Origin of the sequence: Saccharomonospora cyanea NA-134, from assembly GCF_000244975.1 — a bacterium.
Taxonomy (GTDB): Bacteria; Actinomycetota; Actinomycetes; order Mycobacteriales; family Pseudonocardiaceae; genus Saccharomonospora; species Saccharomonospora cyanea.
Window position 1 is genome coordinate 3,872,128 of record NZ_CM001440.1, and the last position, 23,617, is coordinate 3,895,744.

Annotated in this window: 14 protein-coding genes; 8 read left to right on the top strand and 6 right to left on the bottom strand. The window is 70.7% G+C overall.

What is annotated here, in order from left to right:
* Window positions 1-3: 3 nt before the first annotated feature.
* Window positions 4-1,368, top strand: a complete 1,365-nt coding sequence (locus tag SACCYDRAFT_RS17925) for a sodium/calcium exchanger protein (RefSeq protein ID WP_005458341.1) — start codon at window positions 4-6, stop codon at window positions 1,366-1,368.
* Between the two features lie 23 nt (window positions 1,369-1,391).
* Here SACCYDRAFT_RS17925 and SACCYDRAFT_RS17930 read toward each other — a convergent pair whose 3' ends face one another.
* On the bottom strand, window positions 1,392-3,053 hold the full coding sequence (locus tag SACCYDRAFT_RS17930; RefSeq protein ID WP_005458343.1) for a DUF885 domain-containing protein: 1,662 nt from the start codon (window positions 3,051-3,053) through the stop codon (window positions 1,392-1,394).
* 67 nt (window positions 3,054-3,120) lie between these two features.
* On the opposite strand from SACCYDRAFT_RS17930, the gene SACCYDRAFT_RS17935 reads away from it, so the two are divergent.
* From SACCYDRAFT_RS17935 to SACCYDRAFT_RS17955, 5 genes are all read left to right on the top strand, one after another.
* Window positions 3,121-4,206, top strand: a complete 1,086-nt coding sequence (locus SACCYDRAFT_RS17935) for a polyprenyl synthetase family protein (RefSeq protein ID WP_005458344.1) — start codon at window positions 3,121-3,123, stop codon at window positions 4,204-4,206.
* Window positions 4,207-4,251: 45 nt separating this feature from the next.
* Window positions 4,252-5,775, top strand: coding sequence for a phytoene desaturase family protein (gene crtI, locus SACCYDRAFT_RS17940; protein ID WP_005458346.1), 1,524 nt, complete (start codon window positions 4,252-4,254; stop codon window positions 5,773-5,775).
* Window positions 5,776-5,786: 11 nt separating this feature from the next.
* Window positions 5,787-6,581: an LLM class F420-dependent oxidoreductase gene (locus SACCYDRAFT_RS17945; protein ID WP_005458348.1), complete on the top strand. Its 795-nt coding sequence runs from the start codon at window positions 5,787-5,789 to the stop codon at window positions 6,579-6,581.
* 52 nt (window positions 6,582-6,633) lie between these two features.
* Window positions 6,634-9,423: a helix-turn-helix transcriptional regulator gene (locus SACCYDRAFT_RS17950; protein WP_043536620.1), complete on the top strand. Its 2,790-nt coding sequence runs from the start codon at window positions 6,634-6,636 to the stop codon at window positions 9,421-9,423.
* Between the two features lie 148 nt (window positions 9,424-9,571).
* Window positions 9,572-10,489, top strand: a complete 918-nt coding sequence (locus SACCYDRAFT_RS17955; RefSeq protein WP_005458352.1) for a poly(ethylene terephthalate) hydrolase family protein — start codon at window positions 9,572-9,574, stop codon at window positions 10,487-10,489.
* Between the two features lie 240 nt (window positions 10,490-10,729).
* Here SACCYDRAFT_RS17955 and SACCYDRAFT_RS17960 read toward each other — a convergent pair whose 3' ends face one another.
* Window positions 10,730-11,098, bottom strand: coding sequence for an Rv2175c family DNA-binding protein (locus tag SACCYDRAFT_RS17960; RefSeq protein ID WP_005458354.1), 369 nt, complete (start codon window positions 11,096-11,098; stop codon window positions 10,730-10,732).
* A gap of 111 nt (window positions 11,099-11,209) precedes the next feature.
* Between SACCYDRAFT_RS17960 and pknB the strand changes: the two genes are divergently transcribed.
* Together pknB and SACCYDRAFT_RS17970 are read left to right on the top strand one after the other, a co-directional pair.
* Complete coding sequence (gene pknB, locus SACCYDRAFT_RS17965) at window positions 11,210-13,168, top strand: Stk1 family PASTA domain-containing Ser/Thr kinase (RefSeq protein WP_005458355.1); 1,959 nt, start codon at window positions 11,210-11,212, stop codon at window positions 13,166-13,168.
* A 138-nt stretch (window positions 13,169-13,306) separates the two neighbouring features.
* Window positions 13,307-14,647 (top strand): wax ester/triacylglycerol synthase family O-acyltransferase, encoded by a 1,341-nt coding sequence (locus SACCYDRAFT_RS17970; protein WP_005458357.1) that lies wholly within the window; start codon window positions 13,307-13,309, stop codon window positions 14,645-14,647.
* 4 nt (window positions 14,648-14,651) lie between these two features.
* Here SACCYDRAFT_RS17970 and SACCYDRAFT_RS17975 read toward each other — a convergent pair whose 3' ends face one another.
* The 4 genes from SACCYDRAFT_RS17975 to gltB all read right to left on the bottom strand — a co-directional run bounded on the left by SACCYDRAFT_RS17975 (window position 14,652) and on the right by gltB (window position 23,479).
* Window positions 14,652-16,055, bottom strand: a complete 1,404-nt coding sequence (locus SACCYDRAFT_RS17975; RefSeq protein WP_005458359.1) for a class II 3-deoxy-7-phosphoheptulonate synthase — start codon at window positions 16,053-16,055, stop codon at window positions 14,652-14,654.
* 110 nt (window positions 16,056-16,165) lie between these two features.
* Complete coding sequence (locus SACCYDRAFT_RS17980) at window positions 16,166-17,152, bottom strand: trypsin-like serine peptidase (protein ID WP_005458361.1); 987 nt, start codon at window positions 17,150-17,152, stop codon at window positions 16,166-16,168.
* A gap of 108 nt (window positions 17,153-17,260) precedes the next feature.
* Complete coding sequence (locus SACCYDRAFT_RS17985) at window positions 17,261-18,766, bottom strand: glutamate synthase subunit beta (protein ID WP_005458363.1); 1,506 nt, start codon at window positions 18,764-18,766, stop codon at window positions 17,261-17,263.
* 138 nt (window positions 18,767-18,904) lie between these two features.
* Window positions 18,905-23,479 carry a glutamate synthase large subunit gene (gene gltB / locus SACCYDRAFT_RS17990; protein WP_005458365.1) on the bottom strand — a complete coding sequence of 1,525 codons (4,575 nt, stop codon included), beginning with the start codon at window positions 23,477-23,479 and terminating at the stop codon, window positions 18,905-18,907.
* Window positions 23,480-23,617 lie beyond the last annotated feature (138 nt).

The following is a 23,617-nucleotide window of genomic DNA, read 5'->3' on the forward strand; positions in this document are numbered from 1 at the left end:
ATGATGCGGGTGCCGGACCGTAGTGATCGCCTCACACCGCCACTGCCGCTCGCGGCCCTGGTGACGCTGCCCGGGCTCTACATCGGCGCCGCCGACTACCTGGGGTTCCCACATCCCCAGCTCCCCGCGCCGTTCGCCGCGCTCGTCTACGGCATCGCGATCGTCGGCGCCGCGTTCATCCTGTCGTGGGCGGCGGAGGCGGCACAGGTCGACATCAACGGCGGACTCGCCCTGGCCCTGCTGGCCTTCCTCGCCGTGCTGCCCGAGTACGCGGTCGACTTCGTGTTCACCGTGAACGCGGGCGTGATCAACGCCGAACACGGGCACTGCATGTCGGGACCGGACGGGTCCAATCCCTGTTCACTGGCCTTGGCCAACATGACCGGGGCCAACCGGATCCTCGTCGGTGTCGGCTGGCCGCTGGTGGTGCTCGTGGCCACGCTGGCTGTGGTGCGGGCGCGCCGCAACGGCGGCGCCCACAGCGCGTCCGCGCACAAGGGCTGGGTGAAGCTGCCCCGCCGCATGTCGGTGGAGGTCTTCTTCCTCGGCGCGGCCACGGTGTACTCGCTGCACCTGCCGTTGCGTGACTCGCTGACGCTCGTGGACGCGGCCGTGCTCGTGTCCCTGTTCGTCGCCTACGCGTGGCGGCTGGCGAAGGCTCCCGTGGAGGAACCCGAACTCACGGGCACGTCGGCGTGGGTCGGCAACCGCCCGAAGGCGGCCCGGCGCTGGTTGTACGGCGCCATGTTCGGCCTCGCCGCGATCGTCATCCTCGCCACGGCGGAGCACTTCGCGCACAACCTCGTGGAGACGGGTACCGAACTCGGCATCGACCACTTCCTGCTCGTACAGTGGGTCGCACCCCTGGCGAGCGAGTCGCCGGAGCTGATCGTCGCGTGCCTGTTCGCGTGGAAGCTGCACGCCAGCTCGGCGCTCGGCACGCTGATTTCGAGCAAGGTGAACCAGTGGACCCTGCTGGTGGGCACCATCCCGATCGTGTTCGCCATCTCCAGCGGTTCGTTCGACGGCCTGCCGATCGACCTGCACCAGCGGTTCGAGTTGATGATCACCGCTGCGCAGTCGTTCTTCGCCGTGGCGATCCTGGTGTCGCTGACCATGACGGCACGTTGGGCGACGGCGCTGTTGACGTTGTTCTCGATCCAGTTCGTCACCAGCATCGTGCTGCCGGAGGAGATCGACCGGATCGTGATCGCCGTGCTCAGCGGCATCTACGTGATTCTGGGACTGGCGCTGCTGGTGTACCGGTTCACCGACGTCAGGCGCGTCACACGCGACGGGCTGGCCACGCCGTTCGACGTCCTCCAGCGCGCCGACGACCAGGAGGCCGTCCGGCTCAGCCAGGACTGAACCGGACGGCACCCACGCCGCTTTCAGGCGGAGAGCAGTTCCTTGAGCGTGTCGAGGCCCATGCCGCCCATGCGCAACGCCCTGGTGTGGAACGTCTTGAGGTCGAACGCCTCGCCCTCACGACGGCGGGTCTCCTCCCGCGCCTCCAGCCAGAGCCGCTCGCCCAGCTTGTAGGCGGTGGCCTGGCCCGGCCAGCCGAGGTAGCGGTCGATCTCGTCGTGCACGTGGTCGGCGTCGGTGATGGTGCGCGTGAGCATGAACTCGAGCCCCAGCTCGGGAGTCCACCGCTCGCCCTCGTGGAATCCGGTGCCCTTCGGGATCTCCAGCTCCAAGTGCATGCCGGTGTCCACGATGACGCGCGCCGCGCGGAAGAGGTGCGCGTCGAGCATGCCCAGCAGGTTGCCGTCGTCGGAGAGGAAGCCGAGGTCCTGCATCAGCCGCTCCGCGTAGAGCGCCCAGCCCTCGGCGTGCCCGGAGGTCATGGCGAACATGCGTTGGAACCGGTTCAGGGACCGTTCGTGGACCTGCGTCGCGATCTGCAGGTGGTGGCCCGGAGCCCCCTCGTGGTAGACGGTGCTCACCTCGCGCCAGGTGGAGAACTCCTCCTTGCCGGCGGGCACCGACCACCACATACGGCCGGGCCGGGTGAAGTCCTCGTTGGGGCCCGTGTAGTAGGCGCCCACCGGACCACCGGGTGGGGCGATACGGCACTCCAGGTTCATGACCGGGTCCGGGATCTCGAAGTGGACGTCGCGCAGGGCGGCCAGCGCGTCGTCGGAGAGCCGCTGCATCCACGCCTCGAACTCGGCCTGGCCACGCACGCGGTACCGCGGGTCGGCGTCCAGTGCCTGGGCGGCCTCGGCCAGCGTCGCGCCCGCCTTGATGCGCTCGGCGACCTCCTTGGCCTCACGCTCGACGCGGGTGAACTCCTCCCAGCCCCACTCGTACGACTCGCGCGGGTCGAGGTCGGCACCGAGAAAGTACTGCGACCGCAACCGGTAGACGTCCTCACCGACGGCGTCCTTCGTCGGCGCCTCGGGCGCCAGCTCCGCGCGCAGGAACCCGGCCAGCTCGGCGAACGCCTCCTGCGCCTCGCGCGCGGCCTTGTCGAGCTTCTGCTTCAGGCTGTCCGGCACACCGTCGGCCTTGCTCACGAGCGTCTCGAAGTACCCCGTGCCGCCGGACAGGCCCGACCAGACGTCGGCCTGCTCCGCGACCTTGGTGACCTGCCGCAGCGCGGGAGCCCTACCGGCCTCGGACGCGGCCAGCAGTGAGGCACGGACTCCGTCGAGCGCGCCGGGCACCCCGGCCATGCGCGCGGCGATCGTCTCCCAGTTCTCGGTGGTCGCCGTCGGCAGCAGGTCGAACACCATGCGCATGTCCTGCGGGGGACTGGCGATCACGTTCAACGACGCGACGTCGAGCCCCGCCTCGTGGATCGCGAGCTCGTTGCCGACCCGCTCGGTGAACACGGCCTTCGCGACCCGCTCGCTGTCGTTGGTGGGCTCCGCCGCCTCCATGGCGCGCAACGCCCTACGCAGGATGGCTCCCCGCGCGGCGTGACCCTCCGGGGAGTAGTCGGTGACCTGGTCGTCGTGGTCACCGACCCCGACGACCGCCGCCAGGTCCGGGTGCGCCGCGGCGTAGTCGTCGAGGAACTGATCAGAGATCTCGTGGACGTTCATGCCAGCACGCTACCCGTTGGCGGATGTGGGCAGACACCACTTTTCCCTCGCCTGGGACCATGAGGACATGCACCACTTCGACGCCGACCTGCCGTCCGAGATCGACCGCGTACTGAGGGATTTCCTGCACCGCGCGGGCGAACCGATCCGCCGCACCGAGCCGACGTTCGGACCGGCGGTGGACGCGCTGAGCGACTTCGTACTCGGCGGCGGCAAGAGACTGCGGCCGACGTTCGCCTGGTGGGGTTGGCGCGGAGCGGGCGGCGATCCGGACTCCGAGGAGGCGGAGGGCGTACTGCGTGCCGTGGCGAGCCTGGAACTCATCCAGGCGTGCGCACTCGTCCACGACGACGTCATCGACTCGTCCGACTCCCGCCGCGGCTCCCCCACGGTGCACGTGGCGTTCGCGGCGCGCCACACTCAGGGACGCTGGCTGGGCTCGGCCGAGTCGTTCGGGCGGGCCGCCGCCGTCCTCATCGGCGACCTCGCCCTGGCGTGGGCCGACGACATGTTCGCCGAGTGCGGGCTGCCCGCCCCGGCACTGCTCTCCGCCCGCCCGGCATGGCGTGCCATGCGCACGGAAGTGCTCGCCGGGCAGTACCTCGACGTCCACACGCAGGCGACCGGAGACGCGTCCGCGGAGGCGGCTCTGCGCGTCGACCGGCTCAAGACGGCGGCCTACACCGTCCAGCGCCCGCTGCACCTGGGCGCGGCACTGGCCGGGGCGGAGCAGCCCCTCGTCGACGCGCTGTTGGAGTTCGGCGGTGACATCGGTGTCGCCTTCCAGTTGAGGGACGATCTGCTCGGCGTGTTCGGAGACCCGTCCGTGACGGGTAAACCCGCGGGGGACGACCTACGCGAGGGCAAGCGGACGCTGCTGCTGGCACTCGGCCTGGCCTACGCCGAGCAGCAGGGCCGTGACGGTGAGCGGAAGGTGATCGCCGACGCGGTGGGCGATTCCCGGCTGACCGACGCCGAGGTGGACGACGTCCGGCAGGCACTCGTCGACGTCGGCGCGGTGGCCGAGGTCGAACGCCGGATCGAGGAGATGACCGCTGGCGCACTGGCCTCTCTGCAGCGGGCGGCGCTCGCCGAACCGGCCGCGCAGCGGCTCGCGGAACTCGCGGACAGGGCGACCCGAAGGACGTCCTGACGCGTCGTCGGCCTGCCCGGCGCGTCCCGAACGAAGGGAGTGCGGGTGGAGGCGGACACGGCGACAACCGACGAGACGGCCGCCGACGTCGTGGTGGTGGGTGCGGGGCTGGCGGGACTGTCCGCCACTCTGCACCTGCTGGGCGCGGGCCGCAGCGTCACGGTGCTCGAACGCGAGACGGAACCGGGCGGGCGGGTGGCCGACCGCGTGGTGAACGGCTACCGCATCGACACGGGCGCGAGCGTGCTCACGATGCCCGAGTTGCTCGACGAGGCGTTCGCCGCCGTCGGGACGAGTGTCGGAGAACGGCTGACGCTGACGCGGTTGGACCCGGCCTACCGCGCGTACTTCGCCGACGGCAGCACCATCGCGGTGCACACCGACCCGGAGGTGATGGAGGCGGAGATCCGCGCCGTGGCGGGTCCCGCGGACGCCGCCGGGTACCGCAGGCTCCGGCAGTGGCTGACGGAGCTGTACGCCGTGCAACGTGACCGGTTCATCGGGGCGAACTTCGACTCCGTGCTGAACCTCGCCACGCCGGAACTCGCGCGGCTGGCCACGCTGGGCGGCTTCGGCAGGCTCGGCGCCAAGGTCGCGCGGTTCATCGGCGACGAGCGGCTTCGCCGGCTGTTCACGTTCCAGTCGCTCTACGCGGGGCTGGATCCCATGCGGGCTCTGGCGGCCTACGGTGTGATCGCCTACATGGACACGGTCGCGGGCGTCCACTACCCGATGGGCGGCATGGGCCAGGTGGCGAGGGCGATGACGGCCACCGCGCGCGCGGCGGGCGCGACCGTGCGGTTGGGCACGTCGGCGGAGCACCTCGAAAGGGCGTCCGACGGAGACGTTCGCGCCGTGCACACCGGCACCGGGGAGCGCATCCGGTGCGACGCCGTGGTGCTCGCGACCGAACTCACCACCGCGTACGCGCTGCTGGGCCGGACCCCGCGCAGGCCGGTGCGACTGCGGTACTCGCCGTCGGCGGTGGTCCTCTACGGGCACAGCAGGCGCGATGGGCACGGCGAGTACGGCACAGCCGGGCTGGGCCACCACACGTTGTTCTTCGGCGACGCGTGGCACGGCACGTTCTCCGAGATCGTCCGGCAGGGCAGGCTGATGAGCGACCCGTCGCTGCTCGTCACCCGGCCCACCGCCACCGACCCCACCCTGGCCCCGCCCGGCGAGGACGTGATCACCGTGCTCGCCCCCGCGCCCAACCTGCACACCTCGCGGGTGGACTGGCCGAGGATCACCACCGCCTACCGCGACGAGTTGCTCCGCACGCTCGAAGCGCGGGGACTCCACGGCATAGCCGAGGACCTCGTCGTGGAACACGTCGCCACGCCGCGCACCTGGTCGGGCGAAGGGCTCGGCGCCGGGACGCCGTTCTCACTCGCGCACACACTCGCCCAGACCGGCCCGTTCCGGCCGGCCAACCGCGTGCGCGGAGCGGGCAACGTCGTCCTCGCGGGCTGCGGTACGACACCGGGCGTGGGAATCCCACCGGTACTCGTCTCGGGTCGACTCGCCGCCGAGCGAGTCGCGTTCGCCCTCTCCAGCCGCCACTAGGGTACGAAGGTATGACGATCAGGAACGACCGCCCCGTCCGTATCGGGTTGCAACTCGAACCCCAGCACGCCGACTACGACGCCATCCGGCGCGCCGCGGCGGAGGCCGAGGACCTCGGTGTGGACATCCTGTTCAACTGGGACCACTTCTACCCGCTGAGCGGTGACCCGGAGGGCAAGCACTTCGAGTGCTGGACCATGTTGGGTGCGTGGGCGGAGGCCACCTCCCGCGTGGAGATCGGCGCGCTCGTCACCTGCAACAGCTACCGCAACCCGGAGCTGCTCGCCGACATGGCACGCACCGTGGACCACATCAGCGGCGGCAGGCTCATCCTCGGCATCGGTGCGGGTTGGTTCGAAAAGGACTACGCGGAGTACGGCTACGAGTTCGGTACCGCGGGCAGCCGGATCGCCGACCTCGGGGAGGCACTGCCCCGTATCGAACGGCGGTTCTCGAAGCTGAATCCGGCGCCCACTCGCAAGATCCCGGTGCTGATCGGCGGCGGTGGGGAGAGGAAGACCCTGCGGCTGGTGGCCCAGCACGCCGACATCTGGCACGGTTTCGGCGACGTCGAGGTGGCCGCCCGCAAGATCGAGGTCCTCGACCGGCACTGCGCCGACGTCGGCCGCGACCCGGCGGAGATCGAACGGTCCGTGGAGGTGTCCGGCTCCCCGTCCGACTCCGGCGACCAACTCGCGGACCTCGGCATCACGCTGTTCACGATGACCGCGAGCGGACCCGACTACGAGTTCGGCGAACTCCGCGAGTGGCTCGCGTGGAGGGACAGCCGGAACGGCCGACGGTGATTCCCCACGAGGGGATCTTTCCGGGCGGTGACCAAGGCGCGACACTGACGAGGTGCTCGCCGTGGAGGATGGCACGCCCGCGCACGCACGGCCGGTGCGCGGGCGTGATCGTGAACTCGCCGCGTTGACCGGACTACTCGCCGCCGCCGCCCAGGGCAACGGTGGCGGAATCGTCATCGTCGGGGCGCCGGGGACGGGGAAGACGACGCTTCTCGACGCGCTCGTCCGACAGGCCGACGGTTTCCGGGTGCTCAGGGCCGAGGGAAACGTGCCCGAGCGCGCGGTCCACTTCGCCGGTGCCGAACAACTACTGCGGTCCCTCGGCGACCTGGTCGCGCTGCTGCCGGACGATCGTGCCCGGGCCCTGCGTCCCGTGTTGGGCCTGCCCCCCACCGAGGCGGACCCCGGCGGCCCGCTGGCCGTTCCGGCCGCGGTCTCGGCTCTGCTCGACGTCGCCGCAGGCAGGCAACCCACGCTGTGCTGTGTCGACTCCGCGCACCTGTTCGACGAGGCGTCCCTGTCGGCCCTCACGTTCGTGGCCCGGCGCATCCGCCACATCGGTCTGGCGTTCGTGTTCACCGTCGACCACACCGCCGCGCCGGATTCCCGCCGCGACCCGTCGGTGTGGGCGGGACTGCCCCGCCTCCACCTCGGCAGGCTGACCGACGAGGCCGCTCACGAGCTCCTGAGCGACCGGCTCGGCCCCTCCCTTCCCCACGATCTCGCGGACACCTTGGTCGACACCGCGCGCGGCAACCCCCTCGCCCTCGTCGAACTCACCGAGAGCCTGTCGCCCGGTCACCTCTGTGGCCGGGCTGCTCCCCCGCTGTCACCCCCGCCCCTTGGCAGGCTGTGCCGCGCCGTGAAGCGGCGGGTGTCCGCCCTCTCCGCACCCGTCCGGGCCGTGGTGGCGCTGGCCGCCGCGGCCCAGGGACTCGACGGCCCGCTCGCCCGTCGGGCGGCCACCCAGGACGGCGAAACCGCGCTGACCGAGGCCGTACGGTCCGGCCTGGTGGTGGTCGACACCGACGCGATCCACCTGGCGGAGGACGTCGTGCCGTCGGCCGTGCTCGCCTCGCTCCCTCCGAGGGAGATCGAGGCCGCGCACCGCCGACTCGCGGAGACCGCCGAGGCCACGGGTGAACGTGACCGGGCGGTGTGGCACCGCGCCGCCACCGCCACCGCACCGGCGTCCGACGTCGCCGAGCAACTGGACCGGCTCGCCCGGCGGGCCCGCACCGAAGCCGCCTACGGCACGGCCGCCGCCGCGAGCGAACGGGCGGCGGCGCTGTCCCCCGACTCGGCACAACGGGCCCAACGGCTCGTGGCCGCGGCCACGGACCACTGGGCGTCGGGCCGTCCTCAACGCGCACGGACCGTGCTGCGCCTCGCCACCCCGCTCGCCACCGGTGATCTCGGCGTCCGCATCAGCAGACTGGCGGGTGAGATCGAACTGCGCAGGGGCAACCCGTCGGTGGCGGCCGCCGAACTCATCACCACGGCACGCCGCCTGGCACCCACTCATCGGACCCTGGCGGCCACCACACTGCTGCTTGCCGGCGAGGCGAGCTTCGTCGCGGGCGACAACGCGCGCTACTGCCTCACCGCGCAGGACGCCGCGTCGCTGTGCGAACCGCGCGAGTGGCCGATGACCCTCGTCGTGCGCGAGCACTTCACCGCGATGTCGGCCACCTTCCTCGGACGGCACGGCGACGCGGCCGCACCCTTGCGGCGGCTCGTGCGGCTGGGCGAGACGACGGGGGACCCCACCGCGAAAACGCTGGCGAGCCAGGCGGCGTTCACACTCGGCGACGCCGAACGAGCACGCGACCTCGCCCTTCAGGCGGTGATCTGTTCCCGCGCCCGCGGTGACGAGTCCAACGTGCCGTGGGCACTGGTGTACGCGGCGCTGTCGGCCCTGCTGTCCGGGCAGCTCGCCGCGGCGACCACCACCGCGCTGGACGGTCTTGCGATGGCGCGGGCGCTCGGCCAGTCGAACTCGGCCGTCGACCACGTCACGGTGCTCGCCATGCTGGCCGCCTTGCAGGGCGACCAGGACACGGCACGGACCCGCCTCGAAGCCGCGAACTCGGAGCTGGCCGAACGCGGCCTCGGCAGGCCGAGCGCACTCGCCACCTGGGCGGCGGCCTGCGTCGACCTCGCGCACGACCGCCCCGCCGAGGCCTTCGACCGGTTCCGCCGCATGTCCGTGGGGCGCTCACGGCACTGTGTGCCGCTGAAGGTGATGGCGGTGCCGCACTTCGTCGAGGCCGCGGTGCGGTGCGGCGAGCGGGACGTCGCCAGGCGGGCCCTCGCGACGTTCGAGCAGTGGGCCGCCACCACGGGAGGCACCGCGAGGGCCGCGCTGGCCCACCGGTGCCACGCGCTGCTGGCCGGGGAGGCCGAGAAGGCCGGGGAGGCGAGGGCGCACTTCACCGAGGCCGTTCGGTTGCACCGCGAAGCCGACGCACCCTACGACCTCGCGGTCACGGAGTTGCTGTACGCGTCGTGGCTGCGTCGTCGTCGAAGGCCCGGGCAGGCCAGGGAGGTGCTGCGGGAGGCCGTGCACCTTTTCGACGAGCTCGGCGCGGCCCACTGGGTGCAGCGGGCTTCCCGGGAACTGCGGGCCTGCGGTCACCGGGTCCGGCGCGGCCCGGAACGGGAGCGGGCGCTGAGCCCGCAGCAGGAGCGGATCGCACGGCTGGTGGCGGAGGGCGCGACGAACAAGGAGATCGCCGCGCAGCTGTTCATCAGCCACCGCACCGTGGACCACCACCTGCGCAACGTCTTCGCGAAGCTCGACGTCCGATCGCGGGTCGAGCTCGCGGCGCTGTATCGCTGACCAGTTGCTACCGATCGGTAGCAACTGGTGATTTCGCCGATGCCACGACGCTCGGCGCGCGTCCAGAATCACCACGGTCCGTCACCGTACGGACACAGGTGGCCATCGAAGGTCGCCGTGGTTGTTCTCGACGCAAAGGAGCGACGCAGTGCGAATCCGAAGCAGGTCGCTCACCCGCCCTCACGGCCGGGTGAGTCGGACGATCGGCGTGCTGACCGCGGCTCTCGCCGTGGCGAGTGGTCTGGCAGGCGCCGGTGTGGCGGGCGCGGAGGTCACCACCGCGCAGGAGAATCCCTACGAGCGCGGCCCCGACCCGACGGAGGGCAGCATCGAGGCCGTCCGCGGGCCGTTCCGGGTGGCCGAGGAACGCGTGTCGTCCTTCGCCATCGGCTTCGGCGGCGGCACGATCTACTACCCCACCGACACCAGCGAGGGCACGTTCGGCGCCGTCGCCGTCGCCCCCGGCTTCACCGCCGACCAGGGCAGCATGTCGTGGTACGGCGAGCGGATCGCCTCCCAGGGGTTCATCGTGTTCACCATCGACACCAACACCCGGCTCGACCAGCCGGGGCAGCGTGGCGACCAGCTCCTGGCCGCACTCGACTACCTCGTCGAGCGCAGCGACAGCGACGTCCGTCGGCGCCTCGACCCCGACCGGCTCGCCGTGATGGGCCACTCGATGGGCGGCGGCGGCTCGCTGGAGGCGACCGCGGACCGGCCCTCGCTCAAGGCGTCCATCCCGCTGACCCCGTGGAACCTCGACAAGACGTGGGGTGAGGTGCGGGTGCCGACGTTCATCATCGGCGCGGAGAACGACAGCATCGCCTCGGTACGCAGCCACGCCGAGCCGTTCTACGAGAGCCTGCCGTCCTCGCTGGAGAAGGCCTACCTGGAACTGAACGGTGCGACCCACTTCGCGCCGAACATCTCGAACACCACGATCGCGAAGTACTCGATCTCGTGGCTCAAGCGGTTCGTCGACGACGACACCCGCTACAGCCAGTTCCTCTGCCCGAACCCGACCGACCGCTCCATCGAGGAGTACCGCTCCACCTGCCCGTACTGACCCGGCACGACTACCGGGCGGCATCCGCCGACCGGATGGTGCGCGGCCACGCGTTCGTGGCCGCGCACCACGGCGTGCACGACTAGGCGACCACCGCTCGCAGGGCGGACGCCGAGAACCGTCCGAACGACCGCGAACACAGGACGTCACGACGCACGACGCGACCCAGTCCGGCCGTGTGGGCGGGATCGCAGAACGGCCGACCAGAACGACCCGGCTGCGGAAAGCCCGGGAAGGACGTCAGAACGCCATCGCCTGCGCGCGCCGCTTGACCTCGGTACCGTGGCTCGTCCGCAGCGCGTTGATGGGTGTCACACCGGGAAGGGACTCGTCCTCCGAGTACAGCCACCGCAGCATTTCGGTGCGGGTGAACCCTGCGTCCGACAGCACGGTGATCGTGCCGGGCAGGCCCTTGATCGCACCGTCGGACCCGACGAAGTCGGCGGGTACCACGAGGCTGCCGTCTCTGCGGACCGCGATGAGGTGACCGTCCCGCAGCATCTGCCGAACCTTGTTCTCGGACTGTCCGATCGTGCTCGCCACCTCGGCGACGGTCAGCACGGCGACATCGGGGTCAAGCACATCGTCAGCGACAGGAATCGCACTCACACCCCATACCTTGCCATAATCGGAGCTTTCGAGAGCAGGCCTTTTTCGCCCCGCCGCCGACGGGTGCGCTCGTCGGTGCCCTCCAACGCCCCGAACGTAGGATCGACCGCTGTGACACGCACGGAAACCAGCCTCGCAGGCGCCCTCCTCGACCGGCGATACCGCGTCGGGGACCTCATCGCCCGAGGTGGGATGTCGTCGGTGTACCGCGGAGTCGACACCCGGCTCGACCGCCCGGTCGCCGTCAAGGTCATGGACTCGCGGTTCGCGGGAGACCGGTCGTTCGTCGACCGGTTCGAGCGGGAGGCCCGGTCGGCGGCCCGGCTGCACCACCCGCACGTCGTCGCCGTCCACGACCAGGGGTTCGACACCTCGACGGGCTCCGACAACCCGCGCGCGTTCCTGGTGATGGAGCTGGTGGACGGCGGCACGCTGCGCGACCTGCTGACCGAACGCGGGCGCCTCGACGTTCCGTTGGCCCTGACGGTCGCCGAACAGGTCCTCTCGGCGCTGGCCGCAGCCCACACGGCGGGCCTCGTGCACCGCGACATCAAACCGGAGAACGTGCTCATCGGCACGGGCGGTGATGCCGGGGGCGTGGTGAAGGTCGCAGACTTCGGACTGGTGCGAGCGGCGGCGAGCGCGGGCACCACGAGCACGAGCGTCATCCTCGGCACCGTCGCCTACCTGTCGCCCGAGCAGGTGTCGACCGGAGCGGCGAGCGCCCGCTCGGACGTGTACTCGACCGGCATCCTGCTGTACGAGATGCTCACCGGACAGGTCCCCTACCGCGGTGACACCGCCTTGTCGGTGGCCTACCGACACGTCAACGACGACGTTCCGCCCCCGAGCACGGTGGTCCCCGAATTGCCCCCGGCGCTCGACGACCTCGTGGTACGGGCGACGCGCCGCGAGGTCGACGCCCGACCGGCCGACGCGGAGGCGTTCCTCGCCGAGCTGGAGAACGTCCGCTCGGTGCTCGGCCTGCGCCCCACACCGGTCCCGATCGTGACGGCTCCCCGGGCTTCCGGGGCGACACCGGCCGAGACCGACTCCGAACTCACCGTCCCCGCCCTGCCCGCCGTCCCCGCCGAGGCGGGCCCGCGCGGCACGCAGGCGCTCCCGCGGCCCGTCGCGGAGCGGCTCCAGCAGCCGGACCCGGGCGAGGTCTCCCCTGCCGCCCCGGCCCGGCGCCGCGCGCCGCTCGTGGTACTCGCGCTCGTGGTGCTGCTCGTGCTCGGCGGGGTCGGCGCCGGGGTGTGGTGGTTCTCCAACGGCCGCTACGTCGACGTTCCCTCGGTCGCGGGAATGACCCGTGACGAGGCCGAGACGGCGTTACGGCAGCTGGAGCTGACGCCCGTGTTCGCGGAGGAACGGCACAACACCACGCCGTCCGGCACGGTGATCCGCAGCGATCCGGACAGCGGCGCCCGCGCGTTGCAGGGCGACGAGGTGACCGTGTTCGTCTCCCTCGGCAGGCCCGTGGTGCCCGACGTGCGCGCGGGCGCGTCGGTGGAGGAGGCCGAACGAGCCATCAGCGCCGTGCAACTGGAACCCCGCGTCTCCCCCGAGACCGACGAGTACAGCAACGACGTTCCGGAAGGAGCTGTGGTCACGCTCAAGCCGCAGCCGGGCAGCCAGGCCAACGTCGGTGACGCGGTGACGATCGTGCGGTCGAAGGGGCCGCCTCCGACGCCCGTGCCCGACGTCAGCGGCAAGTCACGGGAGCAGGCGTTCCAGGCGCTGCGCGACGCGGGCTTCGAGCCCTACGAGGCGGGCAAGGAGTTCTCCGCCGATGTGCCCGCAGGGCACGTCGTGCGCACCGAGCCCGCGAACGGCAGCACGGTCGAACAGGGCAACCGGGTCGGTGTTTTCGTCTCCAACGCGGTGGAGGTGCCCTCCGTCGTCGGCCGGCGTACCGAGAAGGCCGTGCAGATCCTGCGGGAGGCCGGCTTCGAGGTGTCGGGTGGTGACTCACGTGGCCCGATCAGCTTCGTGATCGACCAGAGCCCCGGCGGGGGTGAACTCGTCGAACCGGGAGCGACGATCAGCCTGTCGGTGATCCCCTGATCGCGCGGTCTGTCGCTCGTGTGACTCGCCGAGTGCGGTGACGTGACCGAATATGGAAGCGGTGCGGCAAGTCCCCGCACCACTTCCCCAGCCGGCGACGGCAGCAGACCACGTCACCCACTCCCGAGAGAGGCGCCGATGCCAGCCGACCGGCTCAGCGCACTGGACACGGCATTCCTCTGTATCGACCAACCCGCGGCGCCCATGCACATGGGCGCGGTCGGGGTGTTCTCCGCACCGCCCTCCGATGAGCGCGCCGACGCCCGACGGATCGCCGCTCTCGTGGCCGAGCGGGCGGAGCGATCACCCAGGCTGCGGCTGAGGTTGCGGCAGGGATGGCCGCTGCTACCCGACCGGTGGGAGACCGATCCCCGCTTCGACCCCGCGGCGCACGTCAGCACCCATCAGGTGACCGCGAGTGACGTCGCCGACCCGCTCACCGCCCACGCGTCCCGATGGCTGGCGACCTCGCTCGACCCCCGTGCTCCCCTGTGGAACGTCCAGGTGGTGACCGGGCTCCCACACGGCCGGTTCGCACTGCTGGCGAAGATCCACCACGCCCTGTGCGACGGCACGGGCGCGGCCGAGCTCGCGCTCGGACTGTTGGACCAGGCGCCCACCGCACGGTCGGCGCCCACCGCGCTCCCGCCCGGCGGCGGCCGCGCCCGGAACGACCCCGCCCCGCTGGGCGCCCTGTGGCGGGGCGCGCAGCGGGCGCTCGGCGAAACCGTCGAGTCGTTGGGTATCGCCGCGGAGATAGTGCGCGCGGTGAAGCCGTTCCCGCTGTCGCCGACCATGACCGAGCAGTCGACGCTCCGGCAGCTCGGGTTCGTCCGCCTGGACGCCGACGAGCTGCGCCGTGTCCGCAGGGCCCACGGGGGAACCACCCACGACGTGGTACTCGCCGTGCTGGCCGGGGCGCTGCGCGAGTGGCTTCGAGGCCGCAACGACGGGGGCCGGCTACGTCCGCTCCGCGCGCTCGTACCCGTCAGCACCCGGCGACGGCGCGGCGAGTTCGCGGGCGGCAACGCGCTGTCCGGCTACCTGTGCGAACTCCCCGTCGACGTCGACGACCCGCTCGACCGCCTGCGCGCGGTGACCGACGCCATGAACCGCAACAAGCAGGCAGGGCCGCGGCGCGGCGCGGGCGCACTGCCCGTTCTCGCCGAACGGTTGCCGAGTGTGGTGCATCGCCTGGCCACCCGCACCGTCGCCCACGCGGCCCCGGCGTTGTTCGACACCGTGATCACCACCGTGCCGTTGCCCGGGCTACCGCTGTCGCTGGACGGCGCACCCCTGCGCGAGGCGTATCCCGTGGTGCCGCTCGCGCCGCACCAGTCCGTGGGGTTCGCGGTGTCGCCCTACCGGGGCGGGGTGCACGTCGGCCTCAACACCGGCGGCGACGCCGTGCACCAGGCCGGAGCCCTGGCCGACGCCGTCACCAAGTCGATGGCCGCGCTGGTCCAGCTCTGTCCCTGACGCCTCAGGCCCTGAGCATCTCCGCGACGAGGAACGCCAGCTCCAGCGACTGCTGCGTGTTGAGCCTCGGGTCGCACGCCGTCTCGTAGCGGCCGGACAGGTCGAGGTCGGAGATGTCCTGCGCGCCGCCGAGGCACTCCGTGACGTCCTCCCCGGTGAGCTCAACGTGGATCCCACCCGGGTAGCTGCCGAGCCTGCGGTGCACCTCGAAGAAGCCCTGTACCTCGTCCACGATGCGGTCGAAGTGCCGGGTCTTGTAGCCGTTGGACGACTCGTGCGTGTTGCCGTGCATCGGGTCGCACTGCCAGATGACCTTGTGGCCGGAAGCCTCGACCTTCTCCACGATCGCGGGCAGCACCTCGCGCACCTTGCCGTTGCCCATCCGGGAGATCAGCGTGAGCCTGCCGGGTTCGTTCCTCGGGTCGAGGCGCTCGACGTACTCGACGGCCTGCTCGGGCGTCGTGGTCGGCCCGATCTTGATGCCGATGGGGTTGGCCAGCAGTTCCGCGAACGCGATGTGGGCCCCGTCGAGTTGCCGGGTGCGCTCACCGATCCACAGGAAGTGCGACGACAGGTTGTAGAGCGACGGGTTGTCCGCGCTCGGGTCGTCGAGCCTCAGCATGGCGCGCTCGTAGTCGAGAAGCAGCGCCTCGTGGCTCGCGAAGATCTCGGTGGAGTGCAGGGAGGTGTCGGTGACCCCACAGGCCGCCATGAACCTCAGGCCACGGTCGATCTCCGAGGCCAGCGCCTCGTACCGCTCACCGGCGGGCGAGGTGCGCACGAAGTCCTTGTTCCAGGCGTGCACCTGGGCCAGGTCGGCCATCCCCGCACCGGTCAGCGCGCGCACGAGGTTCATCGCGGCGCCCGCGTTGGCGTAGGCGCGGATCATGCGGCCGGGGTCCGGAACCCGCAGCTCGGGGTCCGGTGCGAGCGAGTTGACGATGTCGCCCCGGTACACCGGCAGCCCCAGCGCGTCGGTGCTGTTGGACCGCGGTTTGGCGTACTGGCCCGCGATGCGCCCCACCTTCACCACCGGCAGGCTCGCGCCGTAGGTGAGCACCACGGCCATCTGGAGCAACGTTCGCAGGTTGGCCCGGATGTGGGGCTCGGTGTTGGACTCGAACGTCTCCGCGCAGTCACCGCCCTGGAGCAGAAACGCCTCGCCGCGCGCGACCATGGCCAGGCGCTCGCGCAGGCGGTCCACCTCGGCCGGGACCGTGATCGGCGGCACGCTCTCCAGCACCGTCCTGACGCGGGAGACCACCTCGGGATCAGGCCACTCGGGCTGCTGCGCGGCCGGGCGGGACAGCGCGTCGTCCAGGCGCTTGCGCAGCTCGGCGGGCAGCGGGGGCAGCGAGGGCAGGGCATCGATGGGGACGTCGACAGTCCAGTTCACGACCTCCAGCATACGAATCGGTCACCACGTCACGACCCGTGGGAGGTGTGAGATTGCCTCACACCTCCCACACGGGACGTCCTCACCTGGTCACAGCCCGTGCCCACGGGGCCGGTGCCGGTTCAGGCCGTCCGGGCCGTGTCGTAGAGTGCCTCCGCCTCGGTGCCGAAGTACGGACCGAACATGTACCCGGGCAGGAACGTGTAGCCGAAGCTGTTGACCGACGCCTGCACGCCCGTGCCCGTGGACTCGTCGAAGTCCAGGAACCACGGGCCGCCGCTCGAACCGCCCGTCATGTCGCAGCTCATCGCGTGGTCGTCAGTGAGCAGGAAGTCGGTGAACGTGGTGCCGCTGCAGTGGATCAGCGTGCTGCCGTCGTAGGGGTCGGCCGCGGGATAACCGAACGCGTACATGTCCTGGTTGCGCTCCTGGTTGAACGCGATGCCCTGCGCTCCCACCACGTCCGTGAGGTGGGCTCCGCCAAGTGTTTCCACCACGGCGGCACCGATGTCGTGGTTCATGTCCTCGCTCTGCTCCCACTGCGGCGTCGTGAGCGTCAGGCGCGCGGCCCACTCGCCGTGCGGCGCCCGCCCGTCGTCGTAGCCGGGCACGAAGATCCAGTTGGTGTGCCAGCTTCCCTGGTACTTGACGCAGTGACCCGCTGTGATGACCACACTGCGGTTGTCGCTGGTGACGGCGTTGCCGCTGCACGACGCGGGATCACCGTTGAACGTGAAGAACACCCGGCCCGCGGTGTCGACCACCTCACCGCCCCCGGCCCACGGCTCCCCCGACGTCGGGAAGCTCCGGGGACTCACACCCGGGACGGTACGGGCCTCACCGCGCGTGGCGTCCTGCGGCGACTCCGACGCGGCGGCCACGTCAGCCGCGCTCACGGTGACGAACCGGTCCATCGGAACGGCAGCCCGCATCCGCTCGGGTGTCCAGTAATCGGTGACCACGTCAGCCGTAGTGGCGATCTCGTTGACGGCCACCTTGTCAAGTGGGCGATTTTCTCGGTCGGCCTCCGCGCTCGCGGGAACGGAGATTCCCAAAGCGACCAGAGCGACCGCCATCAGGGGGACAGACCTCGACAACCCTCGCTTCATCTCGGTGCCTCCACGCCGTTGGTTATTGGCCAACTGAGTGGTAGGAACGATCCGAGATGCCGCTCGATTGTGGTACCGCCGAGAGAGGGACGCGGCACGCCCGCCGGTTCAGACAGCCAGCGGCAACGCCGTGGGGTGAACCGGTGCGGGCAGGTCGGACGCGCCCATCAGGTACTCGTCCACCGCCCTGGCGGCCGAGCGCCCCTCGGCGATGGCCCACACCACCAGCGACGCGCCCCGGTGGGCGTCACCGCACACGAACACGCCGGGCGTCTGCGTCTGCCAGTCGGCACCACACGAGATCGTGCCCCGCCGGGTCAACGACAGCCCGAGACCGTCGAGCAACGGCATCCGGTCCACACCCTCGAAACCGATGGCGAGCAACACCAGGTCCGCCGGGATGCGCTCGACCTCCTCGCTGGTCGGAACGACCTCACGACGGCCGGTCTCCGGGTCCTTGCGCACCTCCACCGTGCGGAGTTCGAGCTGGCGCACCCGACCGTCGTCGTCCCCGACGAACCGCTGCACCGCCACGGCGAAACGCCGCTCGCCCGCCTCCTCGTGAACGGGGTACGTGCGCAGGACGTAGGGCCATGTCGGCCACGGCGAACGATCGTCGTCCCGAGTGGACGGTGGTTGCGGGTAGCGGTCCAACTGCGTCACCGACAACGCACCCTGGCGGATCGCCGTGCCGTAGCAGTCGGCGCCCGTGTCGCCACCGCCGATGATCACGACGTGCTTGCCCTCGGCGCTCACGGCCGTGGAGCCGTCACCCTCGCACTCCCGGTTGGCGGGCACGAGGTGTTCCATCGCGAGGTGGATGCCCCTCAACTCCCGGCCCGGTGTGGAGGTGTCGTCACGACCACGCAGCGCACCCACCGCGAGCACCACGGCGTCGAACCGTTCCCGCAGCTGCTCCACGGTGACGTCGACACCGACCTCGCAACCCGTGACGAACCTGGTCCCCTCCTCCCGCAACTGCGCGAGCCTGCGGTCGAGAACCTTCTTCTCCATCTTGAACTCGGGAATGCCGTAGCGAAGCAGTCCACCGAGCCGATCGTCCCGCTCGAACACGGTCACCTCGTGACCGGCGCGGGTGAGCTGCTGCGCCGCCGCCAGCCCGGCGGGACCCGAGCCCACCACCGCGACCGCCCTGCCCGTCGACAACGCCGCGTGCTGCGCGCGGAGGCGTCCCGACTCCCACGCGTGCTCGGCGATCGTCTCCTCGACGCGCTTGATGCTCACCGGCCCACCCGAAGACGGGGAGATCGCCAGCACACACGCCGCCTCACACGGCGCGGGACACAACTTGCCCGTGAACTCCGGGAAGTTGTTCGTGGCATGCAGGCGCTCGGCCGCACGTTCCCAGTCGTCCTGCCGAACGAGGTCGTTCCACTCCGGGATCAGGTTGCCCAGCGGGCAACCGGCACTGCCCGAGTGGCAGAACGGGATGCCACAGTCCATGCAACGCGTCGCCTGGGTGCGTACCGCGCGATCGCGCTCCCCGACGTCGAGTTCGGCGTACACCTCGCGCCAGTCCCCGACCCGCTCGTCGCGCGGGCGCTTGGGCGGATCGACCCGGTCATACCGCAGGAAACCCTTGGGATCAGCCACGCGCCGCCTCCTGTGTCTTGCGGGACACCCGCACCCGATCGGCACGCGCGACTGCCCAACCATTCTCAGCCACGCGCTGCCTCCTGTGTCTTGCGGGACACCCGCACCCGATCGGCACGCGCGACTGCCCAACCATTCTCAGCCACGCGCTGCCTCCTCCATGATCGCTTCGTCGACGTTTCGTCCCTGCGCTCTCGCCGCCTTCGTCGCCTCCAGGACCCGGCGGTAGTCCGTGGGCACCACCTTCACGAACGCCGCGGACCGCCGTCTCCAGTCACCGAGCAGGGAGGCCGCGACCGGTGAACCGGTGAACCGGTGGTGCCGTTCCACGACGTTCCGCAGCCAGGCGAGGTCCTCCGCGTCCGGTACGTGCAGCTCGACCATCGCGGGGTTCAGGTCACGTTCGTCGAGTCGCAGCACGTACGCGATACCGCCCGACATGCCCGCGGCCACGTTGCGGCCCGTGCCGCCGAGCACGACGGCATGGCCACCCGTCATGTACTCGAACGCGTGATCCCCCACGCCCTCGGCGACCAACAGCGCACCGGAGTTGCGCACACCGAACCGCTCCCCGACCTGCCCCCGCAGGAAGAGCTCGCCCGACGTCGCGCCGTAGGCGAGGGTGTTGCCCGCGATCACCTGGTCCTCGGCCGCGAACAGTGCTTCCGGGTCGGGACGCACGATGATCCGCCCGCCCGACAGTCCCTTGCCGACGTAGTCGTTCGCATCCCCCACCAGGTCGAGCGTCACCCCCGGAGGCAGGAACGCCCCGAGCGACTGGCCCGCCGACCCGGTGAGTCGCACGTGGACGGTGTCGTCCGGCAGCCCCGCGCTGCCGTAACGGCGGGTGACCTCCGACCCGAGCAGGGTCCCGACGGTGCGGTTGACGTTGCGCACCGGGAGCTCCAGCCGCACCGGCCGCGCGTCCTCCAACGCCGCCTCCGCGAGTTGGACGAGCGTGCGGTCGAGCGCCCGGTCGAGACCGTGGTCCTGCTCGCGCACCTTCCTGCGCGCACCGCCGTACGGTGTGTCGGTGGGCACCATGAAGATCGGCGACAGGTCGAGCCCCTTCGCCTTCCAGTGCTCCACCGCGTCGTCGACGTCGAGCAGATCGGCCCTGCCGATGGCCTCGTCGAGCGAGGTGAACCCGAGGCGTGCGAGGTACTCCCGCACCTCCTGCGCCACGAACCGGAAGAAGTTCACCACGTGCTCGGCCTGGCCGGTGTAGCGCTCGCGGAGGGCGGGGTTCTGGGTCGCGACCCCCACCGGGCACGTGTCCAGGTGACACACCCGCATCATCACGCACCCCGCCACCACCAGCGGCGCGGTGGCGAAGCCGTACTCCTCGGCTCCCAACAGCGCCGCGACGATGACGTCGCGGCCGGTCTTGAACCCACCGTCGGCCTGCACGGTGATGCGGTCGCGCAGCCCGTTCAGCAGCAGGGTCTGCTGGGTCTGCGCCAACCCGATCTCCCACGGCGTGCCCGCGTGCTTCAGGGAGTTCAACGGCGAGGCACCCGTGCCGCCGTCGTGACCGGAAATGAGCACCACGTCGGCGTGGGCCTTCGACACGCCCGCCGCCACCGTGCCGACCCCGAGCGAGCTCACCAGCTTGACGTGGACGCGCGCCCGCTCGTTCGCGTTCTTGAGGTCGTGAATGAGCTGGGCCAGATCCTCGATCGAGTAGATGTCGTGGTGCGGCGGCGGCGAGATCAGCCCGACTCCCGGCGTGGAGTGCCGGGTCCTGGCGATCCACGGGTACACCTTGTTCGGCGGCAGCTGCCCGCCCTCACCGGGCTTGGCGCCCTGCGCCATCTTGATCTGGATGTCGTCGGCGCTGACCAGGTACTCGCTCGTCACGCCGAAACGGCCGCTGGCGACCTGCTTCACCGCGCTTCGCCGTAGCGGGTCGTGCAGCCGTTCCGGGTCCTCGCCGCCCTCCCCGGAGTTCGAGCGGCCACCGATCGTGTTCATGGCGATGGCGAGCGTCTGGTGTGCTTCCAGCGAGAGCGAGCCGTACGACATGCCGCCGGTGTTGAAGCGCCTGCAGATCGACTCCACCGACTCGACCTCCTCGATCGGCACGGGCTTTCGCACACCCTCTCGGAGGGAGAACAGCCCCCGCAGGACACCGCCCTCGCGGTTCAGCCGGTTCACCTCGTCGACGTAACGGCGGTACACCTCCTGCCGCCGTGACGCGCTCGCGTGCTGGAGCAGGAACACCGTCTCGGGGGTGAACAGGTGCAGCTCGCCCTCCCGGCGGTAGGCGTACTCGCCGCCCGTCTCCAGGCCGCGGTGGGCGCGCTCGGCCGGGTTCTCCGGGTACGCGCGACGGTGCCGGACGGCCACCTCCTCGGCGAGCACGTCCAGCCCCACCCCGTCCAGGGTGGACACGGTGCCGGTGAAGTACTCGTCGAGGACGTCCTGCGACAGGCCGAGGGCTTCGAACACCTGCGCTCCCGTGTAGGCGCCGACGGTCGAGATGCCCATCTTCGACATGATCTTCAAGACGCCCTTGTTGAGCGCCACGACGTAGTTGCGCACGGCGGTGCGTGCCTCGACGCCGCTGATGGAGCCCTGGGCGAGCATGTCCTCGATCGACTCGAACGCCAGGTACGGGTTGACCGCCGCGGCGCCGTACCCGAGCAACAGGGCCACGTGGTGGACCTCGCGCGCGTCTCCCGTCTCCACCACGAGCGCGACCCGCAGGCGCTCCTTGGTCCGCACGAGATGGTGGTGCACCGCCGACACGAGCAGCAACGACGGAATCGGCGCCATCCGGTGATCGGAGTCGCGGTCGGAGAGCACGAGCATGCGGGCACCGGCCGCGATGGCCTCCGAAGCCTCCCTCCGTACCCGTTCGATCGCCTCGGTGAGAGCCCTGCCCCCACCGTCCACCTCGTACAGCCCCGAAAGGACGGTGCAGGAGAAGCCGGGAAGGTCACCGTCGTCGTTGACGTGGATGAGCTTGGCGAGCTCGTCGTTGTCGATGACGGGCGAGGCGAGCTGGATGTGCCTGCACGAAGCGGGTCCCGGTGCGAGCAGGTTCTGCTCCGGTCCCATCACCCGGCTCATGGAGGTCACGAGTTCCTCGCGGATGGCGTCGAGCGGCGGGTTGGTGACCTGCGCGAACCCCTGCTTGAAGTACTCGTACAGCAGCCGGGACCGCTTCGACAGCACCGACGGCGGGGTGTCCGACCCCATCGACCCCACGGGCTCGGCACCCTTGAGAGCCATCGGCGAGAGCAGGATCTTCAGCTCTTCCTCGGTGTAGCCGAAGACGATCTGTCTACGCAGCACGGAGGCGTGGGGCTGGGTCACGTGCTCGCGTTCGGCGAGCCGTTCGAGGGACAACAACCCGGCGTGCAGCCACTCGTCGTAGGGCTCCTGCGCCGCGAGCTCCGACTTGATCTCGTCGTCGTCGACGACCCGGCCGGCCTCGGTGTCCACGCAGAACATGCGGCCCGGCTTGAGCCTGCCCTTGGCGACGACCTCACCCGGCGGCACGTCCAGCACACCGCTCTCGCTGGCGAACACGATGCGGTCGTCCTTGGTCCGCCACCAGCGCGCCGGTCGCAGTCCGTTGCGGTCGAGCACCGCGCCGACCAGCGACCCGTCGGTGAAGGTCACGCACGCCGGGCCGTCCCACGGTTCCATGAGACTGGCGTGGAACCGGTAGAAAGCCCGGCGACCGGGGTCCATGGTGTGGTGGTTCTCCCACGCCTCGGGGATCATCATCAGCACGGCGTGCGGCAGGCTCCGGCCACCGAGGTGCAGCAGTTCCAACACCTCGTCGAACGAGGCCGAGTCGGAGCCGTCCGGCGTACACACGGGGTAGAGCCTGCTGAGGTCGCCCGGGATGAGCTCGGAGGCCAAAAGCGCCTCCCGCGCCCGCATCCGGTTGCGGTTGCCCCGGATGGTGTTGATCTCACCGTTGTGCGCGACGAACCGGAACGGGTGCGCCAGCGGCCACGACGGAAACGTGTTGGTCGAGAACCGGCTGTGCACGAGCGCGATGGCGCTGGCCAGCCGCTCGTCCCGCAGGTCGGGGAAGAACAGCGGGAGCTGGGTGGGCGTGAGCATCCCCTTGTAGACGAGGGTCCGCGCCGAAAGCGACGGGAAGTACACCCCGCACCCGGCGGCGACACTCTCGTGCTCGGCACGCTTGCGCAGGCAGAACGCGAGCCGGTCGAGGTCGATGCCGGCGCGACGGTTGCCGTCGACGTCCGGGACCTCCGCGACGAACAGCATGGAGCAGTGCGGCATCACCGACCGGGCAGTGGGGCCGATGTCGGCGGCATCCGGGTCCGTCGGTACCTTTCGCCAACCGAGCACGACCAGGTTCTCCTCGGCCGCGATGCGCTCCACGACTTCCACCGCCCGCGCCCGCGGCTCCTCCTCCACGGGGAGGAAGGCGAGGCCCGCCGCGTAGCGGTGCCTACCTCGTCCGTCGGGTTCGGGAAGAGCGAAATCCACATCGGCGCGGAGCAAATCGTCCGGAAGTTGCAGCAGAATGCCCGCACCGTCACCACTCGTGGGCTCCGCGCCCGCCGCACCGCGATGGTCGAGATTCGTGAGCGCGGTGAGACCGTCCGTGACGATATCGTGCGAGCGCAAGCCTTTGACGTGGGCGACCATGGCCACGCCGCACGCGTCCTTTTCCGCCGCAGGATCGTAGAAACCCTGCTTCTCTGGGATCGCGGAGAAGATCAAAGCGACCTCCTGCGTCGTCGTCGTGCTCTCATTCGTGCTGGGCACGGGACGACAATGGCCCGCTGATTAGCGCGACTTTAACACCTGGGAAATGTCCTGGAAATGGGTTGAATCAGCCGTTGTGCCCCGGTGGCGTAA